Source organism: Streptomyces diastaticus subsp. diastaticus, assembly GCF_011170125.1.
Taxonomy (GTDB): domain Bacteria; phylum Actinomycetota; class Actinomycetes; order Streptomycetales; family Streptomycetaceae; genus Streptomyces; species Streptomyces diastaticus.
Genome location: NZ_BLLN01000005.1, coordinates 1,067,325 through 1,092,550, shown reverse-complemented (window position 1 = coordinate 1,092,550; position 25,226 = coordinate 1,067,325). Strand labels below are relative to the sequence as shown.

17 protein-coding genes and 1 riboswitch are annotated in these 25,226 nt (G+C 75.7%); of the genes, 6 read left to right on the top strand and 11 right to left on the bottom strand.

Annotation, left to right across the window (positions count from 1 at the left end; genetic code table 11):
* The 4 genes from Sdia_RS22290 to Sdia_RS22275 form a co-directional block, all read right to left on the bottom strand.
* Positions 1-411: a VOC family protein gene (locus Sdia_RS22290; protein WP_100453425.1), complete on the bottom strand. Its 411-nt coding sequence runs from the start codon at positions 409-411 to the stop codon at positions 1-3.
* Positions 408-1,373: a homocysteine S-methyltransferase gene (mmuM, locus tag Sdia_RS22285; RefSeq protein ID WP_229830393.1), complete on the bottom strand. Its 966-nt coding sequence runs from the start codon at positions 1,371-1,373 to the stop codon at positions 408-410. The genes Sdia_RS22290 and mmuM overlap by 4 nt, the downstream gene beginning before the upstream one ends.
* A 321-nt stretch (positions 1,374-1,694) precedes the next feature.
* Positions 1,695-2,684: an endonuclease/exonuclease/phosphatase family protein gene (locus Sdia_RS22280; protein ID WP_100453426.1), complete on the bottom strand. Its 990-nt coding sequence runs from the start codon at positions 2,682-2,684 to the stop codon at positions 1,695-1,697.
* A gap of 88 nt (positions 2,685-2,772) precedes the next feature.
* Positions 2,773-3,840, bottom strand: coding sequence for a PucR family transcriptional regulator (locus tag Sdia_RS22275; protein ID WP_115069159.1), 1,068 nt, complete (start codon positions 3,838-3,840; stop codon positions 2,773-2,775).
* Positions 3,841-4,155: 315 nt separating this feature from the next.
* Here Sdia_RS22275 and Sdia_RS22270 point away from each other — a divergent pair, with 315 nt between their 5' ends.
* From Sdia_RS22270 to Sdia_RS22260, 3 genes are all read left to right on the top strand, one after another.
* Positions 4,156-4,770, top strand: coding sequence for a hypothetical protein (locus Sdia_RS22270; protein WP_100453428.1), 615 nt, complete (start codon positions 4,156-4,158; stop codon positions 4,768-4,770).
* Positions 4,771-5,106: 336 nt separating this feature from the next.
* Positions 5,107-7,206, top strand: coding sequence for a flotillin family protein (locus tag Sdia_RS22265; protein WP_100453429.1), 2,100 nt, complete (start codon positions 5,107-5,109; stop codon positions 7,204-7,206).
* A gap of 492 nt (positions 7,207-7,698) precedes the next feature.
* On the top strand, positions 7,699-12,621 hold the full coding sequence (locus tag Sdia_RS22260; RefSeq protein WP_189499845.1) for a DNA repair ATPase: 4,923 nt from the start codon (positions 7,699-7,701) through the stop codon (positions 12,619-12,621).
* Between the two features lie 12 nt (positions 12,622-12,633).
* Here Sdia_RS22260 and Sdia_RS22255 read toward each other — a convergent pair whose 3' ends face one another.
* From Sdia_RS22255 to Sdia_RS22230, 6 genes are all read right to left on the bottom strand, one after another.
* Positions 12,634-13,704 carry a PP2C family protein-serine/threonine phosphatase gene (locus tag Sdia_RS22255; protein ID WP_100453431.1) on the bottom strand — a complete coding sequence of 357 codons (1,071 nt, stop codon included), beginning with the start codon at positions 13,702-13,704 and terminating at the stop codon, positions 12,634-12,636.
* A 297-nt stretch (positions 13,705-14,001) separates the two neighbouring features.
* Positions 14,002-14,817, bottom strand: coding sequence for an ABC transporter ATP-binding protein (locus tag Sdia_RS22250; protein WP_189499846.1), 816 nt, complete (start codon positions 14,815-14,817; stop codon positions 14,002-14,004).
* Positions 14,814-15,872, bottom strand: a complete 1,059-nt coding sequence (locus tag Sdia_RS22245) for a FecCD family ABC transporter permease (protein WP_115069162.1) — start codon at positions 15,870-15,872, stop codon at positions 14,814-14,816. Before Sdia_RS22245 ends, Sdia_RS22250 begins: the two co-directional genes overlap by 4 nt.
* The gene (locus Sdia_RS22240) at positions 15,869-16,921 is read right to left on the bottom strand and encodes an ABC transporter substrate-binding protein (protein ID WP_189499847.1); all 1,053 of its coding nucleotides are present in this window, start codon (positions 16,919-16,921) and stop codon (positions 15,869-15,871) included. The genes Sdia_RS22245 and Sdia_RS22240 overlap by 4 nt, the downstream gene beginning before the upstream one ends.
* 59 nt (positions 16,922-16,980) lie before the next feature.
* A riboswitch (cobalamin riboswitch) is annotated at positions 16,981-17,172 on the bottom strand.
* A 59-nt stretch (positions 17,173-17,231) separates the two neighbouring features.
* Complete coding sequence (locus tag Sdia_RS22235; RefSeq protein WP_100453435.1) at positions 17,232-19,358, bottom strand: MMPL family transporter; 2,127 nt, start codon at positions 19,356-19,358, stop codon at positions 17,232-17,234.
* Between the two features lie 339 nt (positions 19,359-19,697).
* Positions 19,698-20,201 (bottom strand): MarR family winged helix-turn-helix transcriptional regulator, encoded by a 504-nt coding sequence (locus tag Sdia_RS22230; RefSeq protein ID WP_100453436.1) that lies wholly within the window; start codon positions 20,199-20,201, stop codon positions 19,698-19,700.
* Positions 20,202-20,386: 185 nt separating this feature from the next.
* On the opposite strand from Sdia_RS22230, the gene Sdia_RS22225 reads away from it, so the two are divergent.
* Together Sdia_RS22225 and Sdia_RS22220 are read left to right on the top strand one after the other, a co-directional pair.
* Positions 20,387-21,961: an SDR family oxidoreductase gene (locus tag Sdia_RS22225; RefSeq protein ID WP_189499926.1), complete on the top strand. Its 1,575-nt coding sequence runs from the start codon at positions 20,387-20,389 to the stop codon at positions 21,959-21,961.
* A gap of 77 nt (positions 21,962-22,038) precedes the next feature.
* Positions 22,039-23,412, top strand: a complete 1,374-nt coding sequence (locus Sdia_RS22220) for a cryptochrome/photolyase family protein (protein WP_100453437.1) — start codon at positions 22,039-22,041, stop codon at positions 23,410-23,412.
* 49 nt (positions 23,413-23,461) lie between these two features.
* Here the strand turns inward: Sdia_RS22220 and Sdia_RS22215 are convergent, their stop codons facing one another.
* Entirely contained in the window at positions 23,462-24,463 is a 1,002-nt protein-coding gene (locus tag Sdia_RS22215) for a MerR family transcriptional regulator (protein WP_115069165.1), read from the bottom strand.
* Between the two features lie 140 nt (positions 24,464-24,603).
* On the opposite strand from Sdia_RS22215, the gene Sdia_RS22210 reads away from it, so the two are divergent.
* On the top strand, positions 24,604-25,203 hold the full coding sequence (locus Sdia_RS22210) for a sigma-70 family RNA polymerase sigma factor (RefSeq protein ID WP_100453439.1): 600 nt from the start codon (positions 24,604-24,606) through the stop codon (positions 25,201-25,203).
* Positions 25,204-25,226 lie beyond the last annotated feature (23 nt).

The following is a 25,226-nucleotide window of genomic DNA, read 5'->3' as shown; positions in this document are numbered from 1 at the left end:
TCAGCCGCCGGCGCCGGGGGCGGGGTCCAGCGGCGCGAAGAGGTCCACCCCGTTGCCGTCCGGGTCGGCGACCACCGCGTACCGCTGCCCCCAGACGGCGTCCCAGGGCGGGGTGGTGCCCTGGTGGCCGGCCCCGGTCAGCTCGGCGTAGAGGGCGTCGACCCCCGCCGGGGAGGCGCAGCGGAAGGCGAGTTGCGGGCCGCCGCCCCCGGGCGTGGCCTGCTCCTTGGGCACCGCGTCCCACATGAGGCGGATGCCGCCGGGCAGCACGGCCTCGACGTGCGGCGCCTGCTCGGCGGCCTCGGGGAACTCCAGCCCGAGCCTCCGGTAGAAGGCGAGCGAGGCGGTCAGGTCGGTGGTGGCGATACCGAGCGCGTCGAAACGGACCCGGCCGGATGTCTGAGTGCTCATGGGGCGAGGGTAGGAGGGCGGGGGCGCGCGGTCTTGGACGAATCGGCACCCGCGGCCGGACCGCACCACCACGGGCGCCGCCCGTGCTGTCGCCGTACCGCCGAAGCCAACTCCCGCACGCTCTCCGTGCCGACCCGGCAGCAGCCGCCGACCAGTCGGGCCCCGGCCGCCACCCACCGCTCGGCCAGGCCGGCGAGAGGCTGGGCGGGGCCGCGCCAGTCGCGGGCGGCGGGGTCCCAGCGTTCGCCGCTGTTCGGGTAGGCCACCACCGGCTTGCCCGTGACGCGGGCGGCGAGCCGGACCGCGGGCTCCACGTCGCGCGGATCGCAGCAGTTGACGCCGACCGCGACCACCTCCGGGGCGTCGGCGGCCGGCGCGAAGGCGTCCGCGAGGCGGTCACCCGCGCGGGTGCGGTCGCCCACCACCGAGTACGAGAGCCAGGCGGGGACGCCGAGTCCCCGGGCCGCCCGCAGCAGGGCGCGCCCCTCGTCCGCGTCGGGCACCGTCTCCAGGGCGAGTACGTCGGGCCCCGCCGCGGCCAGCACCTCCAGGCGCGGCCGGTGGAAGCGCTCCAACTCCGCGACGCTCAGCCCGTACCGGCCCCGGTACTCGGAGCCGTCGGCGAGCATCGCCCCGTACGGCCCCGCCGAGGCCGCCACCCAGAGCGGGCCGCTCACGCCGTCGTACGCCCGCGCCTCGGCCGCCGCCCGCCGGGCCAGCTCGACACTGGCGGTGAGCAGGCGGACGGTGGCCGCGCGTCCGGTGCCGCGCCGTGCGAAGCCCTCGAAGGTCGCCTGATAGCTCGCGGTGATCGCCACCTCGGCCCCCGCCGCGTAGTACGCCCGGTGCGCCGCCACCACCTCCCCGGGCGCGTCCGCGAGCAGCCGAGCCGACCACAGGGCGTCGGACAGGTCGTGCCCCCGCGCCGCCAACTGCTCGGACAGCCCCCCGTCCACCACCACGGGCCGCCGTCCGATCTCCTCGACGAAGGAACCGGAACCCACCGAGTACGAAGTCACCCTCCCTTCGTACCGCACCCGCCCGCGTCCGGGGCGGGTGCCACCGGCGGGCCCGACGGACACCGAGCGCCCCTTCAGCCGGGACCGGGTGGTTCCGTGCCGAGCAGGCCCCGACGTGCCGGGCCGAAGTCCCCATGTCCGGGGCCGCGCCCTCAGCCGGGCCAGGGGGCGAGGAGAGCGTTCGTGACCGGTACCGGCACCGGCGGCCGAACCGGGGACCAGCCCGGCCGGGAACCCACCCGGCCCGCCCGGAGGGGGACGGGCTCAGCCCCCGCGCGGGTCCACCCGGGCCAGCACGGGCAGGTGGTCGCTTCCGGTCGCGGGCAGTGTGCGCACGTCCACGACGGCCGCCGACCGCCCGAGCACGTGATCGATCCGGGCCACCGGGAACCGTTCCGGCCAGCTGAAGGCGAAATGCCCCTGCGGGCGCCCCAGCCGCCGGGTGACGGGTGCGAGGCCGCGGTCGTCGAGGGTTCCGTTGAGGTCCCCGACGACGAGCACCCGCCCGGCCCGCTCCCGCTCCAGCCGCCGGCCGAGCAGCCGCGCGCTCTCGTCGCGGCGCTGGGTGCGCATCCCCTCGGCGGTGATCCGCAGCGACGGCAGGTGCACCACGTACACCGCGATGTCCCCGTGGGGCGTGCGCACCACCGTGCGCAGCCCGCGCCGCCACTGGTCGCCCACCCCGGAGGGGCGCAGGTCCACCGGTTCGTCGGAGAGCAGCGGGTGCCGCGACCAGAGGGCGACCGTCCCGTACGCCACGTGGTGCGGGTACGCCTCGCGCAGCGCCCGGCGGTAGGACGGCGCCGCCTCCTCGGTCAGCTCCTCCACCGCGATCAGGTCCGGAGCCGGCGCGGCCAGCGCCCGCGCGGTGCCGACCGGGTCGGGGTTCTCGTCGCTCACGTTGTGCTGCACCACCGACAGCCGCGCGCCGTCACCGGAGGCCCCGCCCGTCGCCGCCGGGGCGAAGAGCAGCAGCCACGCGGCGACCGGCAGCAGCGCCGCGCCGACCGCGAGCGGCGAGCGCCGCGCGAGCCCCACGACCAGCAGCAGCGCGGCGAGGACACCGAGCCACGGCAGGAAGGTCTCCACCAGACTCCCCGCGCGGAACCGCGCGTTGGGCACCAGCCCGGGGAAGAGCAGCACCGCGGCCAGCAGCACCGACACCGCCGCGCCGAACCTCCCCGGCCGCCGCCTCCGCGCCGTCTTCGCCGCCTTCGCGCCGCCCGGCGCGGCGGAACCGTCGTACGCCGTCATCCCTCGCGCACCCCCGTGTGCGTCCGTCGTGAACTCCCCGGGTGGTCATGGCCGGGGGCTCCACCCTCCAGCACGGCGGAGCGGCCCCTTACAGCGGGGCCCCGGGCCAGCCTGCCAGGCGGGCCCCGAGCACGGCTGTCTGAAGGGTGTAACGATGCAGGGGGTCCGCGGGGTTGTGGCCCGTCATACGGTGGATGCGGGCGAGGCGGTAGGTCAGCGCGCGCACGCTCAGACTGAGGTCCCGGGCGGCCTGGGCCGCCACGCAGCCGGCGTCGAAGTAGGCGATCAGCGTGTCCAGCAGCGGTTCCGCACCGCCCCGCGCCTGGGTCAGCGGCCCCAGCACGCTGGTCACCAGGTCGGCGATGGCCTGCCGGTCCCGGGTCAGCACCGGGTAGACCAGCAGGTCCGCCGAGCGCACCACCGGCTCGTCCAGTCCCAGCCGCTCCGCCAGGTCCAGCGCGTTCAGCGCCTCCTCGTAGGACTGCACCACCCCGCCCGCCCCCGGGTGCGGGCGGCCCACCGCGACCTGGCCGCCGTCGGTGGCCGCGTGCGCCTGCTTGGCGAAGTACAGCAGCACCTCGTCCTGGTCGGCGGGGGCGACGCAGATCAGCCGCCCGTCCTTGGTGGTCACCAGGATCGACCGCTCCCCGAACCGGCCGGTCAGCGCCCGCTCCACCAGCTGCGGCACCGGGTCCGTCTCGTCGTACGGTTCCGGGCCCACCGCGACCGCCACCGCGTGGGCGTGCGACAGCAGCAGCCCGAACCGTTCCGCCCGCTCCGCGATCCGCCCGAGGTCGCTGCGCCCGTACAGCAGGTCGTCGATGAACTCGCGGCGGGCCGCCTCCTCCTGGCGCACCGCCATCCGCTGCGCCCGCTCGTACCCCGAGGCGAAGGCGTCCACGGACTGCTCCACCGCCGCCAGCACCCCGTCCACCGCCGCCGGGGTACTGGCGGAGGCCGGCCAGTGTTCCCTGGTCACGGCGAGATGGCGGCCGACGAGGGTGCGCAGCGGTATCCCGGCATCGGCGGCCCGCTCACCGAGCGTCCTGCGGTCGTGTATCTCCTCCCGGGTGAGCCGCCGCCCGGTCTCGCCCACCTCCGCGAGTATCCGGTCATACCCGGACACCCAGTCCTCCACCTGCTGCTCGGTCGTCAAGGGTTCCCTCTCCTTCTTGGCGGGTTGTTAGCGCCTTCTTAACGCCATGGATGCGACCTCGCGGGAGCCCCCGGGGTGGCCGCATCCGGCATTAAGGATGCATCAAGATTGCCGGAACACGGCAATGCGGGTGTGCCGGACGGCCTGTCAGGATGCTCTCGGTGGAAACGGGGAGAGCGTCCCGGTGCCGCACCGCGGAAACCTCCGCGGTGCCGCCGGGACGTCCCGCCCGGGACCGTGAGGTCCCGTGGCGGACGTCCACCGGGGGGAGCGGGGTGCGAGGCGCACCGCCGCGGGCACGGAGGGGGAGACGGCATGAGCGAGTTCATCGACACGATCAGCCGTTTCCCCACCGTGGTCCTCACCGCCGCCCTCGCCGTCGTCCTGGTCTTCTGGGTCCTCGTGCTGATCGGCGTCACCGACGCCGACGGCTTCGACGCCGACGCCGATCTCGGCCCGGTCGGTCTGGGCGGGGTCCCGGTGACCGTGGCGGTCTCCGTCTACGTCACCACCGGCTGGCTCGCCAGCCTCACCGGCGGGGTCCTGGTGGGACGCACCGACACGGCGGGCATGTCCCACGCCGTGCTGGTCCTCCTCGTCCTCGTGGCCGCCCTGCTGGCGGCCTGGGGGCTGACCAGGCTGCTGCTGCGGCCCCTGCGGGCACTCTTCCCCGACGAACCCGGGCCGTCCCGGCTCGACTTCGTCGGCTCCACCTGCACCATCCGCACCGGGCGGGTGGACGGCAGGTTCGGACAGGCCGAGGTGGTCGCCGAGGACGGCTCCACGGCCATCGTCCAGGTCCGCGCCAGCGACCCCGACCCGGCCCTCAGCTCGGGCCGGACCGGACTCCTCTACGCCTACGACGTGGCCGGAGAGTTCTTCTGGGTGGCGCCCTTCGACGCCGCACTCGACCCGCGCATCCGCCCCTGACCGACCGACACCGCCCGTACGACAGCACCGCAGCACCACCCGCGTCACCTGATCCGGGCCCCGCGTACGCGACCCGGCCCCCGCTCCGGCGGCGGCGCCGGTGGACCGCCGCGTCCCCGCGGGCCCGGGGCGCACCTGAAGCCCTGTCCGCCGCCCACGGCGCCCGGCACGTCCGGAACCCGTACCGGACACCGTGGACACGCACAGGACTTCGCCGGACGCCCCGCCCCGCGCCGGGCCGGACCCGGCACCGCACACCGCCCATCCGGCGGGCACGGCCACCCGTACCCGCCCGGACGTGCCGACGCACGTCCCCATGACCCCGTGAGGCCGCTCGTGAATGCCATCACCTGGGGGGTCGGCGCCGCAGGCGTCGTCGTCCTGCTGATCCTGATCGCCCTGCTGCTGACCGTGACCCGCCTGTTCCGCAAGGTCGAACAGGGCAAGGCGCTGATCGTCTCCAAGGTCCGCTCGGTCGACGTGACCTTCACCGGGCAGGTAGTCCTGCCCGTGCTGCACAAGGCCGAGACGCTCGACATCTCGGTGAAGACCCTGGAGATCTCCCGCACCGGCCGGGAGGGGCTGATCTGCCGCGACAACATCCGCGCGGACATCCGCATCCAGTTCTTCCTGCGCGTCAACAAGACCGTCGAGGACGTCATCCGGGTGGCCCAGTCCATCGGGACCGCCCGGGCCAGCGACGCCGGGGCGCTCCAGGAGTTCTTCAACGCGAAGTTCTCCGAGGCCCTCAAGACCGTCGGCAAGCAGCTCGACTTCACCGACCTCTACACCCAGCGCGAGGAGTTCCGCGACCGCATCATCGCCGTCATCGGCACCGACCTCAACGGCTACAGCCTGGAGGACGCGGCGATCGACTACGTCGAGCAGACGCCGCTCGCCCAGCTCGACGCGCAGAACATCCTCGACGCCCAGGGCATCCGCAAGATCACCGAACTGACCGCCGCCGAGCACGTCCGCACCAACGAGTTCCAGCGGCACGAGGAGAAGGAGATCACCCGCCAGGACGTCGACGCCCGCGAGGCCATCCTGGAACTGGAACGGCGCCGCTCGGACGCCGAGATCAAGCAGCGCCGCGAGATCGAGACCCTGCGGGCCCGCGAGGAGGCCGAGATCGCCCGGGTCACCGAGGAGGAGCGGCTGCGTGCCCAGACCGCCTTCCTGCACACCGAGGAGAACCTCGGCGTGCAGCGCGAGAACCAGGCCCGCGAGATCGCCGTGGCCCAGAAGAACCGCGAGCGCGTCATCGCGGTGGAGTCCGAGCGGATCGAGAAGGACCGTCTGCTGGAGGTCATCGCCCGCGACCGGGAGACCGAACTGACCCGGATCGCCGCCGACAAGGAGGTCGAGGCAGAGCGCCGCGACATCGCCGAGGTCATCCGCGAACGCGTCGCCGTCGACCGGACCGTCGCCGAGCAGGAGGAGTCCATCAAGCGGCTGCGCGCCGTCGAGGAGGCCGAGCGCGACCGGCAGGCCCTGGTCATCGCCGCCGAGGCTATCGCCCAGGAGCAGCTGGTGAAGGACATCAAGGCCGCCGAGGCCGCCGAACAGGCCGCCGTGCACCGGGCCAACGAGGAGCTGACCCTCGCCGAGGCCCGGGTCAAGGCCGCCGGGCTCGACGCGCAGGCCAAGATGAAGCTCGCCGAGGGCATCCAGGCCGAGCAGGCCGCCGAGGGCCTGGCCCGCGTCCAGGTCCAGGAGAAGGAGGCCGGCGCGGTGGAGAAGACCGGCCTCGCCGAGGCCCAGGCGACCGAAGCGCGGCTGCGCGCCGAGGCCGAGGGCGAGCGAGCCAAGGCTCTGGCCCGCGCCGAGGGCACCACGGCCCAGGCCGGCGCGGACGCCGCCGCCGTCGGCGAGAAGCTGAAGGCGGAGGCCGCCGGACTGACGGAGAAGGCCGCCGCCATGGCAGCCCTGGACGAGGCCTCGCGGGGCCACGAGGAGTACCGGCTGCGGCTCGCCGCCGAGAAGGAGATCCGGCTCGCCGGGCTCCAGGCTCAGAAGGAGGTCGCCGAGGCGCAGGCCACCGTGCTCGCCACCGGCCTGGAGAGCGCCGACATCAACATCGTCGGCGGCGAGTCGGCCTTCTTCGACCGGATCGTCGGCGCGGTCTCCTTCGGCAAGGGCCTGGACGCCTTCGTCGGCAACTCCGCCACCGCCCAGCGGCTCGGCGCCGACTGGCTCGACGGCACCAGCTCCTTCACCGGCGACCTGACCGGCGTGCTGTCCTCGGTCACCAGCGGCGGCCTGCGCGACCTCAGCGCCTCGGCGCTGCTGGGCCGCCTCGCCAAGGAGGGCCTGCCGGCCGACCGGGCCGGCGAACTCCTCGACCGGGCCCGCGAGGCCGGGCTGCTCACCGCCGAGGCGGCGCCCGCCCCGGCCGGTGCGGCCCGCAACGGCCAGGACGGCACGGCGGGCTGACCCGCCGCCACCGACCACGGCTCCGGCACCGCCGGACCCCCGCCCGGCCGACCACCGGGGGGTCGGTCCGGAGCCGGACGCCGGCCCGCGGGGCCCAGGGGGAGCCCCGCACCCGACCGGAGCGCCGGTCCGGGGGCGTAGCTGCCGGCACAGGGGGCGGCAGCTACGGCCCGGACCGGCCTCCGACCCACGGGGGGACGGGGGAAACGGGGGAGAAGGGGGAGCCGACCGGGTGGCCGACCACCCGGTCGGCTCCCCTCCGGGGGCCGTCGTCGTGCGTCCCGCAGGCCACGAGCCCCGGCCCGCCGATCGACCGGTACCCACCCGACGGTCCGGGCGCCGGAGAAGGGCCCTGCCGGCCCGGCGCCCGTCCGACAACGCCCCGCCCGGCGTCAGGGCCGGACCCGGCGGGCGGCCACGCAGACCACCGCGACAGCCCCGCCAGGGACGCAGGACCCGCCCGCCGGGCACAGCCCAAGGAGTTCCCAGCAGATGACCACCTCGCCCACCGCACCGCAGCCCCGCGACCCGGCAGCCGACCCGGCCGACGGCACCGCCGCCGGGCCCGGGCTCGACGGTGCCGCCTACGACGTGCTGCGGGACCGGCTCGCCGCCCAGGCGGGCGAACTGGCCCTCAGGGCCGAGGCGCTGGACGCCCGGCGTACCGAGGCGTTCGGGTCGACGGCCCCGGCCGCCACCGGCACCCTCACCCTGCGCACCGCCCACCCGGCCCGCGCCGCCGACCTCGCCGCGCTCGGCGACGCCCTGCTGTTCGGCGTACGGGACCTGCCCGACACCGTGACGGCCGGCGGCGGCCCGGCGGTGGGCGACGTGTTCTCGCTGCACGCCCGCGACGGCTCGCCACTGCCCGAGGACGCGGTGCCGGGACTGCTCGACGACCCGGCGTTCCGCACCGAGTTCGCGGCGCTGCACCGCTACTACCGCCGGGCCCGGCTGCTGCGCCTGCGGCGGGCCGGGCAGAAACTGCTCGCCGTCTTCCGGACCGGCGAGCGCGTCGCGGACCTGCGAGTGCTGCGCTGGTCGGTCGCCGCCGACGGCTCCGTCGCCTTCCTCGACGCCCGAGGCGAGCGCGACGCCCGGGCACCCGCCCCCGGAGGGGCGCCGGGCGTCGCATGGACCGAGGCCACCCGCGACGACCACGTCCTCGGCCGCCGCCCGCACGTCGCCGTCGCCGAGGGCGTCGGCGTCTCCACCGTCGGCGGCCACCTCACCGTCACCACCGGGGACGACCCGGCCCCCGCCCACCAGGAGCCGGTCGCCGAGCCCCTCCAGTCGCTGGCCGACGCCGACCTCGCCCACGCCCGCGTCGGCCCCCTCGTCCTGCTGCGGGTGCGCCCGTACAAGGAGGAGGAGTGGCGCCACCTCGTCGTCCACACCCCGACCGGCGCCGTGCACCGGCTCGACGCCCCCGACGGGGCCTTCCGCCGCCTCCCCGACGACCAGGGAGTCGTCCACCCCGGCGGCGTCCTCCTCGCCGACGGCACCGGCAAGAGCTTCGAGGACCGGCCCGCCACCGCCCTGGAGTTCGACCGGGAACTGCGCTCCCCGCTCGGCGAGGACGTGCTGTACGCGTACCACGCCCACGGCCTCGCCCCCGGGCTGCTGCTCTCCTACAACATGCTCCGCAAGGAACTGGCCGCCCCGCTGCGCTGCACCGGCTGGGCCCGGCACGAGGACGGCACCCTCGCCGTGCTCCGCGCCGACGACGGCGGCGAACCCACCCGCGTCCACCCCGTCCAGCTCTGGCGCACCCCCTACGTCGCCGACACCCGGGCCGACGCCTACGGGGGGAACGGGCCGCTCGCCCGGGTCGGCAACCCCGACCTCGTACGGGCCCTCGGCGCCTGCCTCTCGCTGGCCCGGACGGCGCGCGGCGCCACCGCGCCCACCACCGCCGTCTACCGCGCGCTGCGCGACGACTGCGCCGCCGTCCTCGACCGGCACCCCTGGCTCGGCGACCCCGAACTCGGCGCGCTGCACGAGCCGCTGGCGCGCGTGAGGGAGACCGCCGGGCAGATCATCGACGAGTTCCAGCACGTCACCGACCTCACCCGACAGGCCGCGCAGGCCCTCGACGAAGCCGCCGAGGAGGCCACCGCCCTGGTCCGACGCGTCCGGGGCGAGGCGCCGAAGTCCGCCGACGGCTGGGTCGCCTCCCTCACCGCGCTGCGCCGCGCCCACGGCCGCATCCTCGCCACCAAGGACCTGCGGTACGCCGACCCCGAGCGCGCCGACCGGCTCGCCGCCGATCTCGGCGAGGAGACGGCGGCGGCCGCCCGCCGCGCCGTCAGCCACCTCGCCCGCCCCGACGCCTTCGCCGCCCACCACCAGGACGCGGCCCGCCTCACCGAGGAGGCCGAGGCCCTGGCCACCGCCGCGGAGGCCGCGCCGCTGGCCCGCGCCCTGGACGAGCACACCGAGCGGCTCACCACCGTCTCCGAGGTCGTCGCGGGCATCGACATCTCCGACGCCACCGTCCGCACCGGCGTCCTGGAGTCCGTCGCCGAGGTCCTCGGCGCCGTCAACCGCGCCCGCGCCACCCTCGCGGCCCGCCGCCGCGCGCTGGCCGAGACCGAGGGCCGCGCCGAGTTCGGCGCCGAACTCGCCCTGCTCGCCCAGGCCACCACCGCGGCGCTGGCCGCCGCCGACACCCCCGAGAGCTGCGCCGGACAACTCGCCGGACTGCTGCTGCGCGTCGAGGACCTGGAGAGCCGCTTCGCCGAACAGGACACCTTCCTCGACGCCCTCGCCACGCGCCGCGAGGAGATCCACGAGGCGTTCACCACCCGCGGCCAGACCCTCGCCGACGCCCGCGCCCGCCACGCCCAGCGGCTCGCCGACTCCGCCGACCGGGTCCTCGCCTCCCTCACCCGGCGCCTGGCCGCCCTCCACGACCAGGAAGCGGTCACCGCCTTCCTCGCCACCGACCCGATGGCGGCCAAGGTCACCCGCACCATCGAGGCGCTGCGCGAGGCGGACGACCCGGTCCGCGCGGAGGAAATCGCCGGCCGGCTCAAGGCCGCCCGCCAGGAGGCCGCCCGTGCCCTGCGCGACCGCGCCGACCTCTACGCCGACGGCGGCCGCACCGTACGCCTGGGACGCCACCGCTTCGCCGTCACCCCCCGCCCCGCGGAACTCACCCTCGTCCCGGACGGCGACACTCTCGCCTTCGCCCTCAGCGGCACCGACTACCGCAGCCCCGTCACCGACCCCGGCTTCGCCGCCACCCGCCCCTACTGGGAGCAGACCCTCCCCTCGGAGTCCGCCGAGGTCTACCGCGCCGAACATCTCGCCGCCCGGCTGCTGACCGCCCACGGCGCCGACGCCCTCGCCACCGCCGACCTGCCCGCACTGGTCCGCGCCGCCGCCGAGGCCGCGCCCGAGGAAGGGTACGAACGCGGCGTCCACGACCACGACACCGTACAGATCCTCGGCGCCCTGCTGCCGCTCCACCAAGGGGCCGGCCTGCTCCGCTTCCCCGCCGCCGAACGCGCCGCCGCCCAGCTCTTCTGGGCCCACCACACCGAGCCCGCCGCCCGGTCCGGCCTCACCCGCCGCGCCCGTTCCCTGGCCCGCGCCCGCGCCGCGTTCGGCCCGACCGGCGCCGAGGAGGAGCTGCGCGCCGAACTCGCCGACGCCCTCGCCACGAGCGGTGCGCCCGGCACCGACGGCGTCGACACCGGCCTGGCCGCCGCCTACCTCTTCGAGGAACTGGCCGAGGCGCGCGAGGGGTTCGCCGCGGGCGGCGCCGCCCGTGCCCTGCTGGAGAAGTTCCGCCGCACCGCCGGCCCCGCCTACGACGAGGACCTCGCCGCCCTCGGCCCCGGCTCGCTGCCCGCCGCCCACCAGCTCGTCACCGCCTGGCTCACCGCCGCCACCACCGCCAGCGGCGACACCACCGAACCCGGCGACCTCGCCGAGGCCGCCGCCATCGAACTCTGCCCCGACCTCGTCCGGTACGAGCTGGACGCGCCGCTCACCGCCACCGCCGGCGAACTCCTCGGCGACCACCCGCGCATCCACCGCCGCACCCTCGCCCTGCGCCTCGACACCTTCCTCGCACGCACCCGGCACTTCACCACCCGCACCCTGCCCGGCTTCCGTGCCTACCAGGCCCGCCGTGCCGCCCTCGTCGCCGCCGAACGCGACCGGCTCCGCCTCGACCAGCACCGCACCGGCGTGCTCACCTCCTTCGTCCGCAACCGCCTCATCGACGAGGTCTACCTGCCCCTCATCGGCGACAACCTCGCCAAACAGCTCGGCGCCGCCGGAGCCGCCCGCCGCACCGACCACAGCGGCCTGCTGCTCCTGCTCTCCCCGCCCGGCTACGGCAAGACGACCCTCATGGAATACGTCGCCGACCGGCTCGGCCTGCTCCGGGTCCGTGTCGACGGGCCGGCCATCGGCCACCGCGTCACCTCACTCGACCCGGCCGAGGCCCCCGACGCCACCGCCCGCCAGGAGATCGAGAAGATCAACTTTGCGCTGGCGGCGGGCGGCAACACCCTGCTGCACATCGACGACATCCAGCACCTCTCGCCCGAACTCCTCCAGAAGTTCATCCCGCTCTGCGACGCCCAGCGCCGCGTGGACGGTGTCCAGAACGGCCGCGCCCGCAGCTACGACCTGCGCGGCAAGCGGTTCGCCATCTGCATGACCGGCAACCCGTACACCGAGTCGGGGCGCCTCTTCCGCGTCCCCGACATGCTCGCCAACCGGGCCGACGTCTGGAACCTCGGCGACGTCCTCACCGGCAAGGAGGACGCCTTCGCGCAGAGCTTCGTGGAGAACGCCCTCACCTCCCACCCCGACCTCGCCCCGCTGGCCGGCCGCGACCGCGCCGACCTGGACCTCTTCCTCCGCTTCGCCCGGGGCGACGCCTCGGCCCGCCCGGACGCGCTCGCGACGCCCTGCCCGCCCGCCGAGCGCGAGCGCGCCACCGCCGTCCTGCGCCACCTGCTCACCGCCCGCGAGACGGTCCTCGCGGTCAACGCCGCGTACATCGCCTCCGCCGCCCAGGCGGACGAGACCCGCACCGAACCGCCGTTCCGCCTCCAGGGCTCGTACCGCAACATGAACCGGATCGCCGAGCGCGTCTCGCCCGTCATGGACGAGGCCGAACTCGCCGCGCTCATCGACGACCACTACCGGGCCGAGGCCCAGACCCTCACCGGCGGCGCCGAGGCCAATCTGCTCAGACTCGCCCAGTTGCGCGGCCGGCTGACCGAGGAGCAGGCCGCGCGCTGGGAGCAGGTCTGTGCCGCCCACGTACGCCACCAGGCCGTCGGCGGCGGGGACGGTGACCAGTTCGGCCGGGCCGTCGCCGCCCTCGGGCTGCTCGCCGACCGGCTCGCGGCGGTCGAGGGGGCCATCCGGGATGGCGGGGGCAAGTGAGGCGGTCGGGGGTCAGTGGGCGACCGCGAGGACCGCGCGGTCGTCGGTGGAGACCCCGCCCGTCCAGGCGTCGACCCGGGTGAGGAGTCCGGCGACCGCCGCCTTCGCCGAGGAGCACGACATGCCCTCCAGTCCCCGCGCCGGGTCGAAGAAGACGCCCTGCGGGTTCCGCGCCTCCGTCACGCCGTCGGTGACGAAGAGCAGGCTCGCCCCGGGCGGAAAGGAGTCCTCCTGGTGCGGGGAGACCTCCTGGCCGAAGCCGGACATCCCCAGAGGGAGGTTCGGCACCTCGGCGTCGAGAGCCCGTACGTGGCCCCCCGCCACCCTGTACGGGCCCGGGTGGCCGAAGTTCAGCAGCCGGACCGACTCTCCGCCGTGCGGGAACTCGGCGAGGACCGCCGTGGTGAACCCCTCCAGTTCCCGTTCCTCGCCCAGCCGGGCCGCCTCGTGGGCGAGGCGCCGGTCCAGCCGCGCGCCGAGCGCCTCCAGTGTGGGCTGGTCCTCGGCGGCCTCCCGGAAGGCGCCGAGCAGCAGGGCGACGGTGCTGACGGCGTCCATCCCCTTGCCCCGCACGTCCCCGATGAAGACCCGCAGGCCCCACGGACTGTCGTGGACGGCGTACAGGTCGCCGCCGATCCTCGCCTCGCTCTGCGCCGCCCGGTAGGAGGCGGCGATGTCGTACCCGGCCAGCCGGAGCGGGGGATCGGGCAGCAGGGCGAGCTGGACGCTCTCGGCGACCGTGCGGACCGCCGAGATCCGGCGGCCGTAGCGGATCACCAGCCGGTTCAGGTCGAGCCCGAGGGCCCCGGCGACGACCACGTACCCCAGGTCGACGATCTGCTGGGTACCGGCCGTGCCGGATTCCCAGACACCCGTGGCCAGTTCGGTGGCGAGCGCCACCAGCACCAGCCAGAGCGTCGCCCGGAACGACATGATCACCCCGGCCGCCACACAGGCCAGCACGATCAGCGGTCCCCCGCTGACCTCCCTCGGGGTGGCCACGTCCATCACGATGCCCAGGACCAGCAGGGCCCAGGGGACGATCCCCGAGTACGCGGGCCAGCGCCGTCCGATCCGGTCCATCGCGGTGGTCCTCCCAGGCGGTCGGTGCGACTCTCGTCCCGAGAGTTCACACGCCCGCCCCGGCCGGACCGGGCAGACACGCTTACCCGTCCGTATCCTGTTCGATTCCGTACCGGCGGCCGTGACGCCCGGCCCGGCCGGCCGCCTCACCCCGGACGGCGCTGGAGGAGGCCGTCGAGGACCGGTGCCCGGAGACGGACCGCGCCACTCCCGGCCCGGCCGGCGCTCGCGGCCCCTTCAGGCCCGGCAGGGGCGGGCCGGACGCGCCCCCCGCGCCCGGCCGGGGCGGGAGCCCGGTCAGCGGCCCCCGCCAGGTGCCCCCGGCGCGAGGAAGCGTACGAACGGCGGGCCCCCGCCGTCGGCCACGACGACCGCCCGGACCCCGTACACCTCCTCGATCAGCCCCTCGGTGAGCACCTCCCGGGGAGACCCGGACGCCACGGCGCGCCCCGCGCGCAACACCACGACCTCCTCGCAGAACATCGCCGCGAGATTGAGGTCGTGCAACGCCACCACGCAGGTCACGGGCAGCCCCGCCACCAGCGACAGCAACTCCAGCTGGTGCTGGACGTCCAGGTGGTTGGTCGGCTCGTCCAGCAGCAGGTGGCGCGGTTCCTGGGCCAGCGCCCGGGCGATCTGCGCCCGCTGCCGCTCCCCGCCGGAGAGCGTGTGCCAGAGCCGGCCGGCGAGGGGCGTCAGCCCGGTCCGCTCCAGGGCCGCCCGGACCGCCTCCCGGTCGGCGGGCCCCGGCGCCGCCCAGGCCCTGCGGTGCGGCACACGCCCGAGCCCGACCACGTCGCGGACGGTCAGGTCGGTGTCGGTCGCCGCGTGCTGCCCGACCACGGCGAGCCGCCGGGCCGTCTCGCGGCGGCCCAGTTCGGCCGGGGTGGAGCCGTCCACGGTGACGGTGCCGGCGGACGGCGCCAGCAGCCCTGCCAGCAGCCGCAGCAGGGTCGACTTGCCGGAGCCGTTGGGCCCGATGAGCCCGACCGTGCTTGCGGCGCGCGCCTGGAGCGTGACGCCGTCCAGGATGAGCCGCCCGCCCGCCGACCGCGAGACCCGTTCCGCGCGGAGCGCCGGCCGGCCGGCCGGGCAGGTGGCACGGCCGGTCACGCGGGCCTCCGGGTGCGGTACATGATGAGGACGAAGGCGGGCACGCCGATCAGCGAGGTGACCACGCCGACCGGGATCTCCTGCGGCGCCAGCACGGTCCTGGCCAGGGTGTCCACCCAGACCAGGAAGACGGCGCCGCTCAGCGCCGCCACCGGCAGCAGCCGCCCGTGCAGGGTGCCGGTCAGGGCGCGGGCGGCGTGCGGCAGCACCAGCCCGACGAAACCGATCGCTCCGGCGGCGCTGACCAGCGCGGCGGTGAGCAGCGCGGTGACGGTCAGCAGGACCAGCCGGGTCCGCGCCACCGGGACGCCGAGGGAGGCGGCGCTCTCCGTTCCGAAGGCGAAGGCGTCGAGCTGGTTGGCCCGTGCCCCGCACACCACCAGCGCCGCCGCCAGCACGGCCAGGCAGGCCCAGACGTCGGTCCAGGTGGCGCCGGAGAGGCTGCCGAGCAGCCAGAAGAGGATGCCCCGGGTCTGTTCGGCGTCGGCGGCGAACATCACGACGAACGAGGTGAGCGCGGAGAAGAGCTGCATACCCGCCACTCCGGAGAGCACCACCCGGTCGGTGGTGCCGCCGAGGCTGTGGCTGAGCAGCAGCACGAGACCGAAGGAGACGAGGGCGCCGACGAAGGCGCCGGTGGAGACCGACAGCGCGCCGCCGCCGAGCCCGAGGACGACCACGGCGACCGCGCCGGTGGAGGCGCCGGAGGAGACGCCGAGGACGAACGGGTCGGCCAGCGGGTTGCGCAGCAGCGACTGCATGACCACGCCGCAGAGCGCGAGCCCGGCCCCGCAGACGGCGGCCAGCACGGTACGCGGCAAGCGCAGTTCCCAGACGATGCCCTCACGGATGGGCGTCAGCCCGCTCTCCCGGCCGCCGAGGCGGGAGGCGACGACGGCCCACACGTCGGGGACGGAGACGCGGGCGGGACCGATGGTGATGGCGACCGAGACGGAGGCCAGCAGCAGGACGAGAGCCGACAGACCGAGCGTCCACGCCCCCGGCCGCCGCGCCCGCCCGGGCCCCGTGCCGGGGCGCGCGGCGGTGACGGTCACTTCGCCAGCCCGAACTCACGCAGCTTGGCGGCGACTTCCTCGATGCCGTCGACGGTGCGGATCGAGGGGTTCAGCGCCGCCCCGCTCACCTGTACGTACCGCTTCCTCTTCACCGCCGTCATGGTGCGAGTGGCCGGGTGGGACTCCAGGAAGGCGATCTTCCTGGCGGCGCTCTCCGCCGTCTGCGACTTGCGGGTGAGGTCGCCGATGACCAGCACGTCGGGGTCGCGGTCGGCGACGGTCTCCCAGTTGATCTGCGGCCACTCGTCCTTGGTGTCGTCGAAGACGTTCTTCCCGCCGACGGCCTCGGTGATGATGCCGGGCGCACCGCAGCAGCCGCCCATGTACGGCGCCTCGGCGTTGGCGAACCAGTAGAGGAGGGTGGGCCGTTCGTCCTCGGGAGCCTTCCTGGTGCTCAGCCCGTCAGTGGCCTTCCGGGCCCGCCGGCCGAGGTCGGCGACGAGCTTCTCACCACGTTCCTCGACGCCGAAGACCTTCGCCAGGTCGGTGACCTCGCCGTGGATGTCGGCCAGGGAGAGCGGATCGGTCCGCGCGCCGTCCCCGTCACCGGAGTTGGTCTTGGCGCAGTCGGCGGGCGAGACGTAGGTGCCCACACCGAGGTCCTCGAACGCCTCGCGGGTGGCGACGCCGCCCTTGCCGAGGGTCGACTCGAAGGAGGCGGTGACGAAGTCCGGTTCCTCGTCGAGGACCTTCTCGAACGAGGGGTTGTTGTCGGCGAGCCGCTTGACCTTGGCGTTGTCCTTCGCCAGGTGCGGCAGGACCGGGTCGGTCCAGGTAGCGGTGCCCGCCATCCGGTCGGCGAGACCGAGCGAGAGCAGGATCTCGGTGGAGTCCTGGTTGAGCGAGACGGCTCGCCGCGGCGGCTGCTCGACGGTCACGGTGCGGCCGCAGTTCTCCAGCGTGGCCGCCCCGGCCTCCTTCGCCTCGGCGGCGGGTTCGGAGCCCTGGCCCCCGCAGGCGGTGAGCAGCAGGCCGAGGGCGGTGCAGGAGGCGGCGAGGGAGATCCGGCGGAAGGGCGCAACAAGCACGGGGGTACGGCTTTCGTGTCGAGGCTCGGTCGCGAAGCCTGGCGTACAGGAACCCCGCCCGAAGGGGCGGAGGGCCAGCAGGTCTTCGGACTCGGGGTCGTGCGGACGGCGCGCCTTCCCGGGGGATGCCCCAGTGGCGTACTGCGCCGCCCGTCGCCCTCACCGCTGCGCGTCAGTTCCGGGTTCGCACCGGATTCCCTGACCCGTTCGCATCGAGATGCGCGGGTACGACTGGCGTGCGAAAGCTAGCACGGCGGGCCTCCCGGTCCCTGGGGTGGGGGGAGGCCCGCCGTGCCCGTACGGCCTGCGGTCATGCCGGGGTGCGGTCGTCCTCGGTGGCGTCCCGCGCCGGCTCGGCCCGGCGGCTGAGCGCGCCCGGCCACCAGGAGGCGGGGCCGATGTCGCGGACCAGGGCGGGGACCAGCAGGGAGCGCACGACCAGGGTGTCGAGCAGCACGCCGAAGGCGACGATGAAGGCGATCTGGACGAGGAAGGCCAGCGGGATCACCCCGAGGGCCGCGAAGGTGGCCGCCAGGACCACACCGGCCGAGGTGATGACTCCGCCGGTGGTGGTCAGGCCCCGCCGTACGCCCTCGCGGGTGCCGTGCAGCGCGGTCTCCTCGCGGACCCGGGACATCAGGAAGATGTTGTAGTCGACGCCGAGGGCGACCAGGAAGACGAATCCGTAGAGCGGGACGGAGGCGTCCGTCCCGGTGAAGCCGAAGACGTGGGTGAAGACCAGCGAGGCGATGCCGAGGGTGGCGGCGAAGTTCAGTGCCACGGTGAGCACCAGCAGCAGCGGCGTCACCAGCGAGCGGAGCAGCGCGATCAGGATGACGAGGATGATGGCCAGCACCACCGGCATGATCAGGTTCCGGTCGGCCTCGGCGGTGCGCTGGGTGTCGTACTGCTGCGCGGTGTAGCCGCCGACCACCGCGTCGGCGCCGTCCACCGCGTGTACGGCGGTCCGCAGCCGGGCCACGGTCTCCTTGGCGGCGTCGCTGTCCGCGCCGTCCTGGAGGGTGGCGTCGATCCGCACCCGGCCGTCCACGACGCGCGGTTCGCCGCCGCCGGGCCGTCCCGACTCGGTGACCGGGGCGACCGAGGCGACGCCCTCGGTCTTCTCGGCGGCCGCGACCACCTCGTCCACCCGGCCGGCGTCGGCGATGACGACGGCCGGGTTGCCGGCGCCGCCCGGGAAGTGACGGCTCAGCGTCTCCTGGGCGGAGACCGACGGTGCGTCGTTGACGAAGATCTCGTCGAGCGGGACGCCCCGGCTGCTCAGCGTCGGGGCGAAGGCCGCGCACGCCACGAGGGCGGCCAGGGTGATCGCCCAGACCTTGCGCGGCGTCCTGTCGACCCGGTCGGCGACCCGCTGCCACAGACGGTGGCTGCCACCGGTGCCGGTGACCTTGGGCCGGGCCGGCCAGTAGGCGGCCCGGCCGAGCAGGACCAGAGCGGCGGGCAGGAAGGTGAGCGCGCTGAGGACCGAGCAGACGATGCCGATGGCCCCGACGGGTCCGAGGGCCCGGTTGTTGGTGAGGTCGCTGAGGAGAAGTGCCAGCAGGCCGAGCGCGACGGTGGCGGCGCTGGCGGTGATCGGTCCGAACGACTGCCGCCAGGCCAGCCGCATCGCGGTGAACCGGTCGCCGTGCAGGCTCAGTTCCTCCCGGAACCGGGCGGTGAGCAGCAGCGCGTAGTCGGTGGCGGCACCGATCACCAGGATCGACAGGATGCCCTGCACCTGCCCGTCGACCCGGACCACGTCCCGCTCGGCCAGGGCGTACACCACCGCGCAGGCGAGTCCGAGGGCGAGGACCGCGCCGAAGATGATGACGAGCGGCAGCAGCACGCTGCGGTAGACCACCAGCAGGATCAGCAGTACCGCGATCAGCGCGACCCCCAGCAGCAGGCCGTCGATCCCGGCGAAGGCGTCGGAGAGGTCGGCCTGGCTGGCGGCGGGTCCGGCGACGGCCACCTCGGTGCCCGGCACCTTCCCGGCGGCCTCCTTGATGTCGTCCAGCACCGGCTGGAGCTCGTCCAGGTCGGTGCGGAGCGGGACGACTCCTTCGAGCGCCCGGCCGTCCTTCGAGGCGAGGGCGGGGGAGGGGCGCCCGGCGGTGAAGCCTGCGTCGGCGAGGGAGGCGAGCGTGCCGGTGGCGGCCTCGCGGGCGCCGGCCGGCAGCCGCCCGCCGTCCTTCGAGGTCCAGACGACGAGGGCGGGCAGTGCCTCGTCGGCGGAGAAGGCCTTCTGCTCCTCGGAGACCTTCGTCGACTCCGCGCTCTGCGGCAGGAAGGCGGCCCGGTCGTTGGTGGCGACCTCGCCGAGCTTCCCGGCGTACGGGCCGAGGGTGCCGCCGACGCCGAGCCAGGCGATCAGCAGGACGAGGGGGATGAGGATTCGGGCGGTTCGGCCCTTGCGGGTGGCGCTGGACATCGCACTCCTGGGACGGTGACGCGGACGGTGCGGGAACGGGGCGGACGGACGGCGGACCGGTACGGGCACGCCTCGACGGCGCCCGTACCCGGAGAAAGCTCGATCAGTGACTATCTCAATGATTGAGAGACTCTCGGGGTGATGCTACGCACCTCCGGCCTCCGGGGCGCACAAGGGGTACGCCACCACCGAGCACGGCCAGAGCCGCATTTCACTCTTCCGGGTGAGCGCGGCCGCCGGATGCGCCGGGGACGGAGAATTCGCGTCGTCCGGTGGCGGTCCGGGAGCGACGCCGGCGCCACGGGCGCGGTTCCCGCGGTGTGCCGGGCCTGCCGGGACTCAGCTGCCCGGGCGCCGCTCCGGCCCGCGGAGCCGGGCGAACTCCTCGTTCATCGCGGCCAGGAAGCGCAGCGCCGCCTCCGCCTCCTCCTGCGTCAGGCGCGCCCTGGCCGCGGCGGCGGCCGAGGCGAGCGGCTGGAAGTGCGCACGCGCCAGCGCCTTGCCGCCTTCCGCGTAGTGCAGGTGCACGACCCGCCGGTCGCGGGTGTCCCGGGTGCGGCGGATGTGCCCGGCGCGCTCCAGCCGGTCCAGGCAGGCGGTGACCGCACCCGAGGTCAGGCCCAGCCGCTCGCGCAGCCTGCCCGGCGTCATCGGCTCGGGCGCGTCGAGGATGGCGCCGAGCGCCTGCACGTCGGTGGCGTGCAGGCCCTGCCCGGCGGCGAAGGCGTGCGCCAGCCGGTTGACCTCGCCGTGCATGCGGCGCAGCTCGACCGCGAGCGCCTGGAGGCCCGCCCCGCCGTCCGCCGGGCCCGCCCGGCCCGTCTCCTCGTCTGTCCCGGCCACGCCGCCAGCCTATCGGCGCCCCGCCGGCGCCTCGTCCGCCCCCGCCGCATCCGCGCGGCCGGGACGCGCGGAAGAGGGAGCGGCGCGAGACGGTGGGTGCGGCGGACCCCGACGCCGCCGCGGGCGGCGCGGACCCGGCCGTACCACCCGGTCACCGAACCCGGAGAGGGACCATGAACGAGGCCATGAGCGGCGAAGAGCACCCCACCGAGTCCACCCCGGCCGGCGACGGCGCGCTGGCGCTGGTCACCGGCGCCACCGGCTATGTCGGCGGCCGCCTGGCCCCCGCCCTGCTGGACACCGGCTACCGGGTCCGCGCCCTGGCCCGCACCCCCTCGAAGCTGCGGGACCTGCCCTGGGCCGAGCGGGCCGAGGTCGTCCAGGGCGACGTCACCGACGCGGAATCGGTCCGAGAGGCGATGCGCGGGGTCGACGTGGCGTACTACCTGGTCCACGCCCTCGGCACCGGCTCCGACTTCGAGCGCACCGACCGCGAGGCCGCCGGGATCTTCGCCCGAGCGGCCCGTGACGCCGGGGTCCGCCGCATCGTCTACCTCGGTGGCCTCACCCCCGCGGGCGTCCCCGAGAGCCGGCTCTCCCCGCACCTGCGCTCCCGTGCCGAGGTCGGCCGCATCCTGCTCGACTCCGGGGTGCCCGCCACCGTGCTGCGGGCCGCGGTGGTGCTGGGCTCCGGCTCCGCCTCCTTCGAGATGCTCCGCTACCTCACCGAGCGGCTGCCGCTGATGATCACTCCGAGCTGGGTCAACACCCGCATGCAGCCCGTCGCCGTCCGCGACGTCCTCGCCTACCTGGTCGGCTCCGCCGCCATGCCTCGCGAGGTCAACCGGACCTTCGACATCGGCGGCCCCGACGTCCTCACCTACCGCGAGCTGATGCAGCGGTACGCGGTCGTCGCCCGGCTGCCCCGCCGCCTGATCCTGCCCGTCCCCGTCCTCACCCCCCAGCTCTCCAGCCACTGGATCGGCCTCGTCACCCCCGTACCGGCCGCCATCGCCCGCCCGCTCGCCGAGTCGCTCCGCCACGAGGTGGTCTGCCGGGAGCACGACATCGCCGAGTACGTCCCCGACGCGCCGGGCCGGCCGCTCGGCGTGGACGAGGCGCTCGCGCTGGCGCTGCGCCGCGTCCAGGACGCCCAGGTCGCCACCCGCTGGTCCTCCGCCTCCGTCCCCGGTGCCCCCAGCGACCCCCTGCCCACCGATCCCGACTGGTCCGGCGGCAGCCTCTACGAGGACCGGCGCGAACGCCTCGTCGACGCCTCGCCCGAGGCCCTGTGGCGGGTCGTCGAGGGTATCGGCGGAGAACACGGCTGGTACTCCTTCCCGCTCGCCTGGGCCGTCCGCGGCCGCCTGGACCGGCTGGTCGGCGGGGTGGGGCTGCGGCGCGGGCGGCGCGACGCCCAGCACCTGCGGGTGGGGGAGTCGCTCGACTTCTGGCGGGTCGAGGAGATCGAGCCGGGCCGGCTGCTGCGGCTGCGCGCCGAGATGCGGCTGCCGGGCCTGGCCTGGCTGGAGATGACCGTCGACCGCGACGAGGCCGGCCGCACCCGCTACCGCCAGCGCGCCGTCTTCCTGCCGCGCGGGCTGCTCGGCCAGGCGTACTGGTGGTCCATCTCCCCCTTCCACGCCGCCGTCTTCGGCGGGATGGCCCGCAACATCGCGCTCACCGCCGCCCGCGAGGAGGACGCGCCCGGGACGGGCCGCGGCACCGCCGACGGCACCGTCTCGCACCCCACCCCCTGAACCGGTCCCCCGACCCCGACCACGCTCGACCGTCACCCCACCGTCCTTTGGCCGAGCCCCGTCCCGGAAAGAGCGCCATGACCGTCTCCGTCGTCCTGTTCACCTCCGACCTGCGGCTGCACGACCAGCCCGCGCTACGGGCCGCGCTCGACGCGACCGACGCCGTGGTGCCGCTCTTCGTCCGGGACGACGCCGTCGCCGAGGCCGGGTTCACCGCGCCCAACCGGGCGGCGTTCCTCGCCGACTGCCTCACCGACCTGGACCGCTCGCTCAGGGAACGCGGCGGGCGGCTCGTCGTCCGCTCCGGCGACCTGGTCGAGGAGGTCTGCCGGGTCGCCACCGAGGCGGACGCCGACGAGGTCCACCTCGCGGAGGGCGTCAGCGCCTTCGCCCGGCGCCGCGAGGAGCGGCTGCGGGCGGCGCTGGAGGCCGGGGGGCGGCGCCTCTTCGTCCACGAGGGCGTCACCACCGCCGTGGCGCCCGGCGCCGTCACCCCCGCCTCCTCGGACCACTTCGCCGTCTTCACCCCGTACTTCCGCAAATGGTCCGGACAGCATCCGAGGCGCCCCCTCGGCGCGCCGCGCGCCGTGCGGGTGCCGGACGGCGTCGGGTCCGAGGAGATCCCCGCCCGGCGCGAGGTGCGCGGCGCCTCCGCGGGGCTCGCGGCCGGCGGGGAGAGCGAGGGCCGCGACCGGTTCACCGCCTGGCTGCGCCGCGACGCCGGGGCGTACGAGGACCAGCACGACGACCTCGCCGGTGACGCCACCTCACGGCTCTCTGCGCACCTGCACTTCGGTACCCTCTCGCCCGCCGAACTGGTGCACCGCGCGGGTCGCAAGGAGGGCCCGGGCCCGGCCGCCTTCGTCCGTCAGCTCTGCTGGCGCGACTTCCACCACCAGGTCCTCGCCGCCCGCCCCGACGCCTCCCACGCCGACTACCGCCCGCGCGAGGACCGCTGGCGCACCGGCCGCGACGCCGCCCGCGAGACCGACGCCTGGCGCGAGGGCCGCACCGGCTACCCGATCGTCGACGCCGCCATGCGCCAGCTCGCCCACGAGGGGTGGATGCACAACCGCGGCCGCCTGCTCACCGCGAGCTTCCTCACCAAGACCCTGTACGTGGACTGGCGCACCGGCGCGGACCACTTCCTCTCCCTGCTGGTCGACGGCGACATCGCCAACAACCAGATGAACTGGCAGTGGGTCGCCGGAACCGGTACCGACACCCGCCCCCACCGTGTCCTCAACCCGGTCCGCCAGGCCCACCGCCACGACCCCGACGGCGCCTACGTACGCCGCTGGGTCCCCGAACTGGCCGGCGTCGAGGGCCGCGCCGTCCACGAGCCCTGGAAGCTCACCGGGCCCGGCCGGGCGGCCGCCGACTACCCGGAGCCGCTGGTGGACCTCGCCGAGGGGCTCGCCCGGTTCCGGCAGGCGCGGGGGCGGGAGTAGGAGCCGCGGCGGGGCCCGGGTGCCGCCGGGCCCGGCGCCGGGGGCCGGTTCATCCCCGCCGCCCCTCCTGGTCCGGCCCCAGCAGCCGCAACGCCTGCCGCAGACCGCGTGGGCGCAGCATCCCGTTGGGCGTTCCGCCGGTCCAGCCGGGACCGGCCAGGAGGACCCGGGCCCCGGCCCGGGCGCCCTTGACGCCCCACGCGCGCCCCGCGATCGCGCGGGCCAGCCGGCGATCGGCGGTGTCGCGGGACTGGGACCAGAGGACGACCGCGGCGGGGCCCGTCCGCCGCACCGCGTCGTCCAGGGCCGCCGCGGGCACCGCCGCGCCGAACATGCGGAGCGGGACACCGAGTCCGCCGAGCCCGGCGGCGAGCGCCTCCACCGGCAGGGTGTGCTGCTCCTCGGGAACGCAGGCCAGCAGGACCGGCGGGCCCGCGAGGGCGGACACCGGCGGCACGCGGCGCAGGGCCGAGGAGACGTGCCAGGAGAGCAGGTGCTCCACCTCCACGTACCGCTCCCCGGCGGTCGCCCACTTGCGTCCGACCGCGCGCAGCGCCGGAGCCATCACCTCCTCCCAGGCCGCCGTGGTCCCGAGGTGCTCCACCACCAGGGCGAGCCGTGCCTCCACCCTCGGCGCGTCGAGCCGAACCGCCGCCCGTGCCAGCCCCCGGCACTCCTGCCGCACCGTGCCCAGCGGCAGCCCGCCGCCCGCCCCGCCGGAGCGCGGAGCCTGGGCGGGGACCGGGGCGCGGCACGTGCCGTCCCGGGGGCCGAAGGCGTGCAGGGCCGTCCGCGCGGCCTCGCCGGGCGGCACCCCGGCGGCGGTGAGGCGGCACATCTCCTCCAGCAGCGCCACGTCCCCGGGCGTCCAGCGCCGGTGCCTGCCGTCCTCGCGGGCGGCGGGGCCCAGGCCGTACCGCCGGTCCCACGACCGGAGCGTCGTCGGGGAGACGCCGAGCCGCCGTGCGACGGTACCGGTGGTCAGCCCGGCGCCCGGGGCAGAAGCGGTGTGCGTGGCGCTGTTCGGGCGGCTTTCCATGGCGGTCACCATACGGTGCACGAACGGTGCGAGTTGGCGCCGCCGACGAAGCAGCCCAGGGTGGGGACCGCCGCCGCGGGAACGGGCCGTCCAGTTCCGGGGCAGGCGCAGCCGTGCCCGCACAGGGCCCGACCCGGCGGAAGGACCCAGCCGTGACGACGACCGAAGCGACCCCTCTGCCACCGGCCGGCCGGGGCGCGCCGTCCGCCGCCGTGCGGGAGGCGGAGATCGCCGCCGGGATCCGGGCGGGCGACGCCCGTTGCCTCGCCCTCGCCTACCAGCGGTGGGGCGGCCTGGTGCAGGGGCTCGCCACCCGCGGCCTCGGCGATCCGCTGGAGGCCGAGGACGTCACGCAGCAGGTCTTCCTCGCCGCCTGGCGCGGCGGCGCCCACTACCGGCCCGAACGCGGCCCGATCGCCGCCTGGCTGGTCGGGATCGCCCGCCACAAGATCGCCGACGCCCTCGCCTCGCGCACCCGCAGGACCGCGCTGACGGCGGCCGCCGCGGGCCTGCCGCAGGGCCCCGACCCGGCGGCCCAGCCCGAGACCTGCCTCGACCGGGCGCTCCTCCGGGCCGAACTGGCACGGCTGCCGGCCCCGCACCGCCGGGTGCTGTGGCTCGCGTACTTCGGGGAGCTGACCCAGGCCGAGATCGCCGCCAGGACGGGCCTGCCGCTCGGCACGGTGAAGAGCCACGCCCGGCGCGCGCTGCACCGACTGCGAGCGAGTCTGGAGCACGCCGAGAGGGAGTGAGCCGGGCGCCCGGAGCCGGTCCG

What these genes read in the sequence shown, in the direction of transcription:
- Sdia_RS22270 (WP_100453428.1), top strand. Translation starts at nt 4,156, where the DNA reads ATGAGCGAGTTCATCGACACGATCAGCCGTTTCCCCACCGTGGTCCTC.
- Sdia_RS22255 (WP_100453431.1), bottom strand. Translation starts at nt 13,704, where the DNA reads ATGGACCGGATCGGACGGCGCTGGCCCGCGTACTCGGGGATCGTCCCC.
- Sdia_RS22220 (WP_100453437.1), top strand. Translation starts at nt 22,039, where the DNA reads ATGACCGTCTCCGTCGTCCTGTTCACCTCCGACCTGCGGCTGCACGAC.
- Sdia_RS22290 (WP_100453425.1), bottom strand. Translation starts at nt 411, where the DNA reads ATGAGCACTCAGACATCCGGCCGGGTCCGTTTCGACGCGCTCGGTATC.
- Sdia_RS22225 (WP_189499926.1), top strand. Translation starts at nt 20,387, where the DNA reads ATGAGCGGCGAAGAGCACCCCACCGAGTCCACCCCGGCCGGCGACGGC.
- Sdia_RS22235 (WP_100453435.1), bottom strand. Translation starts at nt 19,358, where the DNA reads ATGTCCAGCGCCACCCGCAAGGGCCGAACCGCCCGAATCCTCATCCCC.
- Sdia_RS22215 (WP_115069165.1), bottom strand. Translation starts at nt 24,463, where the DNA reads ATGGTGACCGCCATGGAAAGCCGCCCGAACAGCGCCACGCACACCGCT.
- Sdia_RS22260 (WP_189499845.1), top strand. Translation starts at nt 7,699, where the DNA reads ATGACCACCTCGCCCACCGCACCGCAGCCCCGCGACCCGGCAGCCGAC.
- Sdia_RS22280 (WP_100453426.1), bottom strand. Translation starts at nt 2,684, where the DNA reads ATGACGGCGTACGACGGTTCCGCCGCGCCGGGCGGCGCGAAGGCGGCG.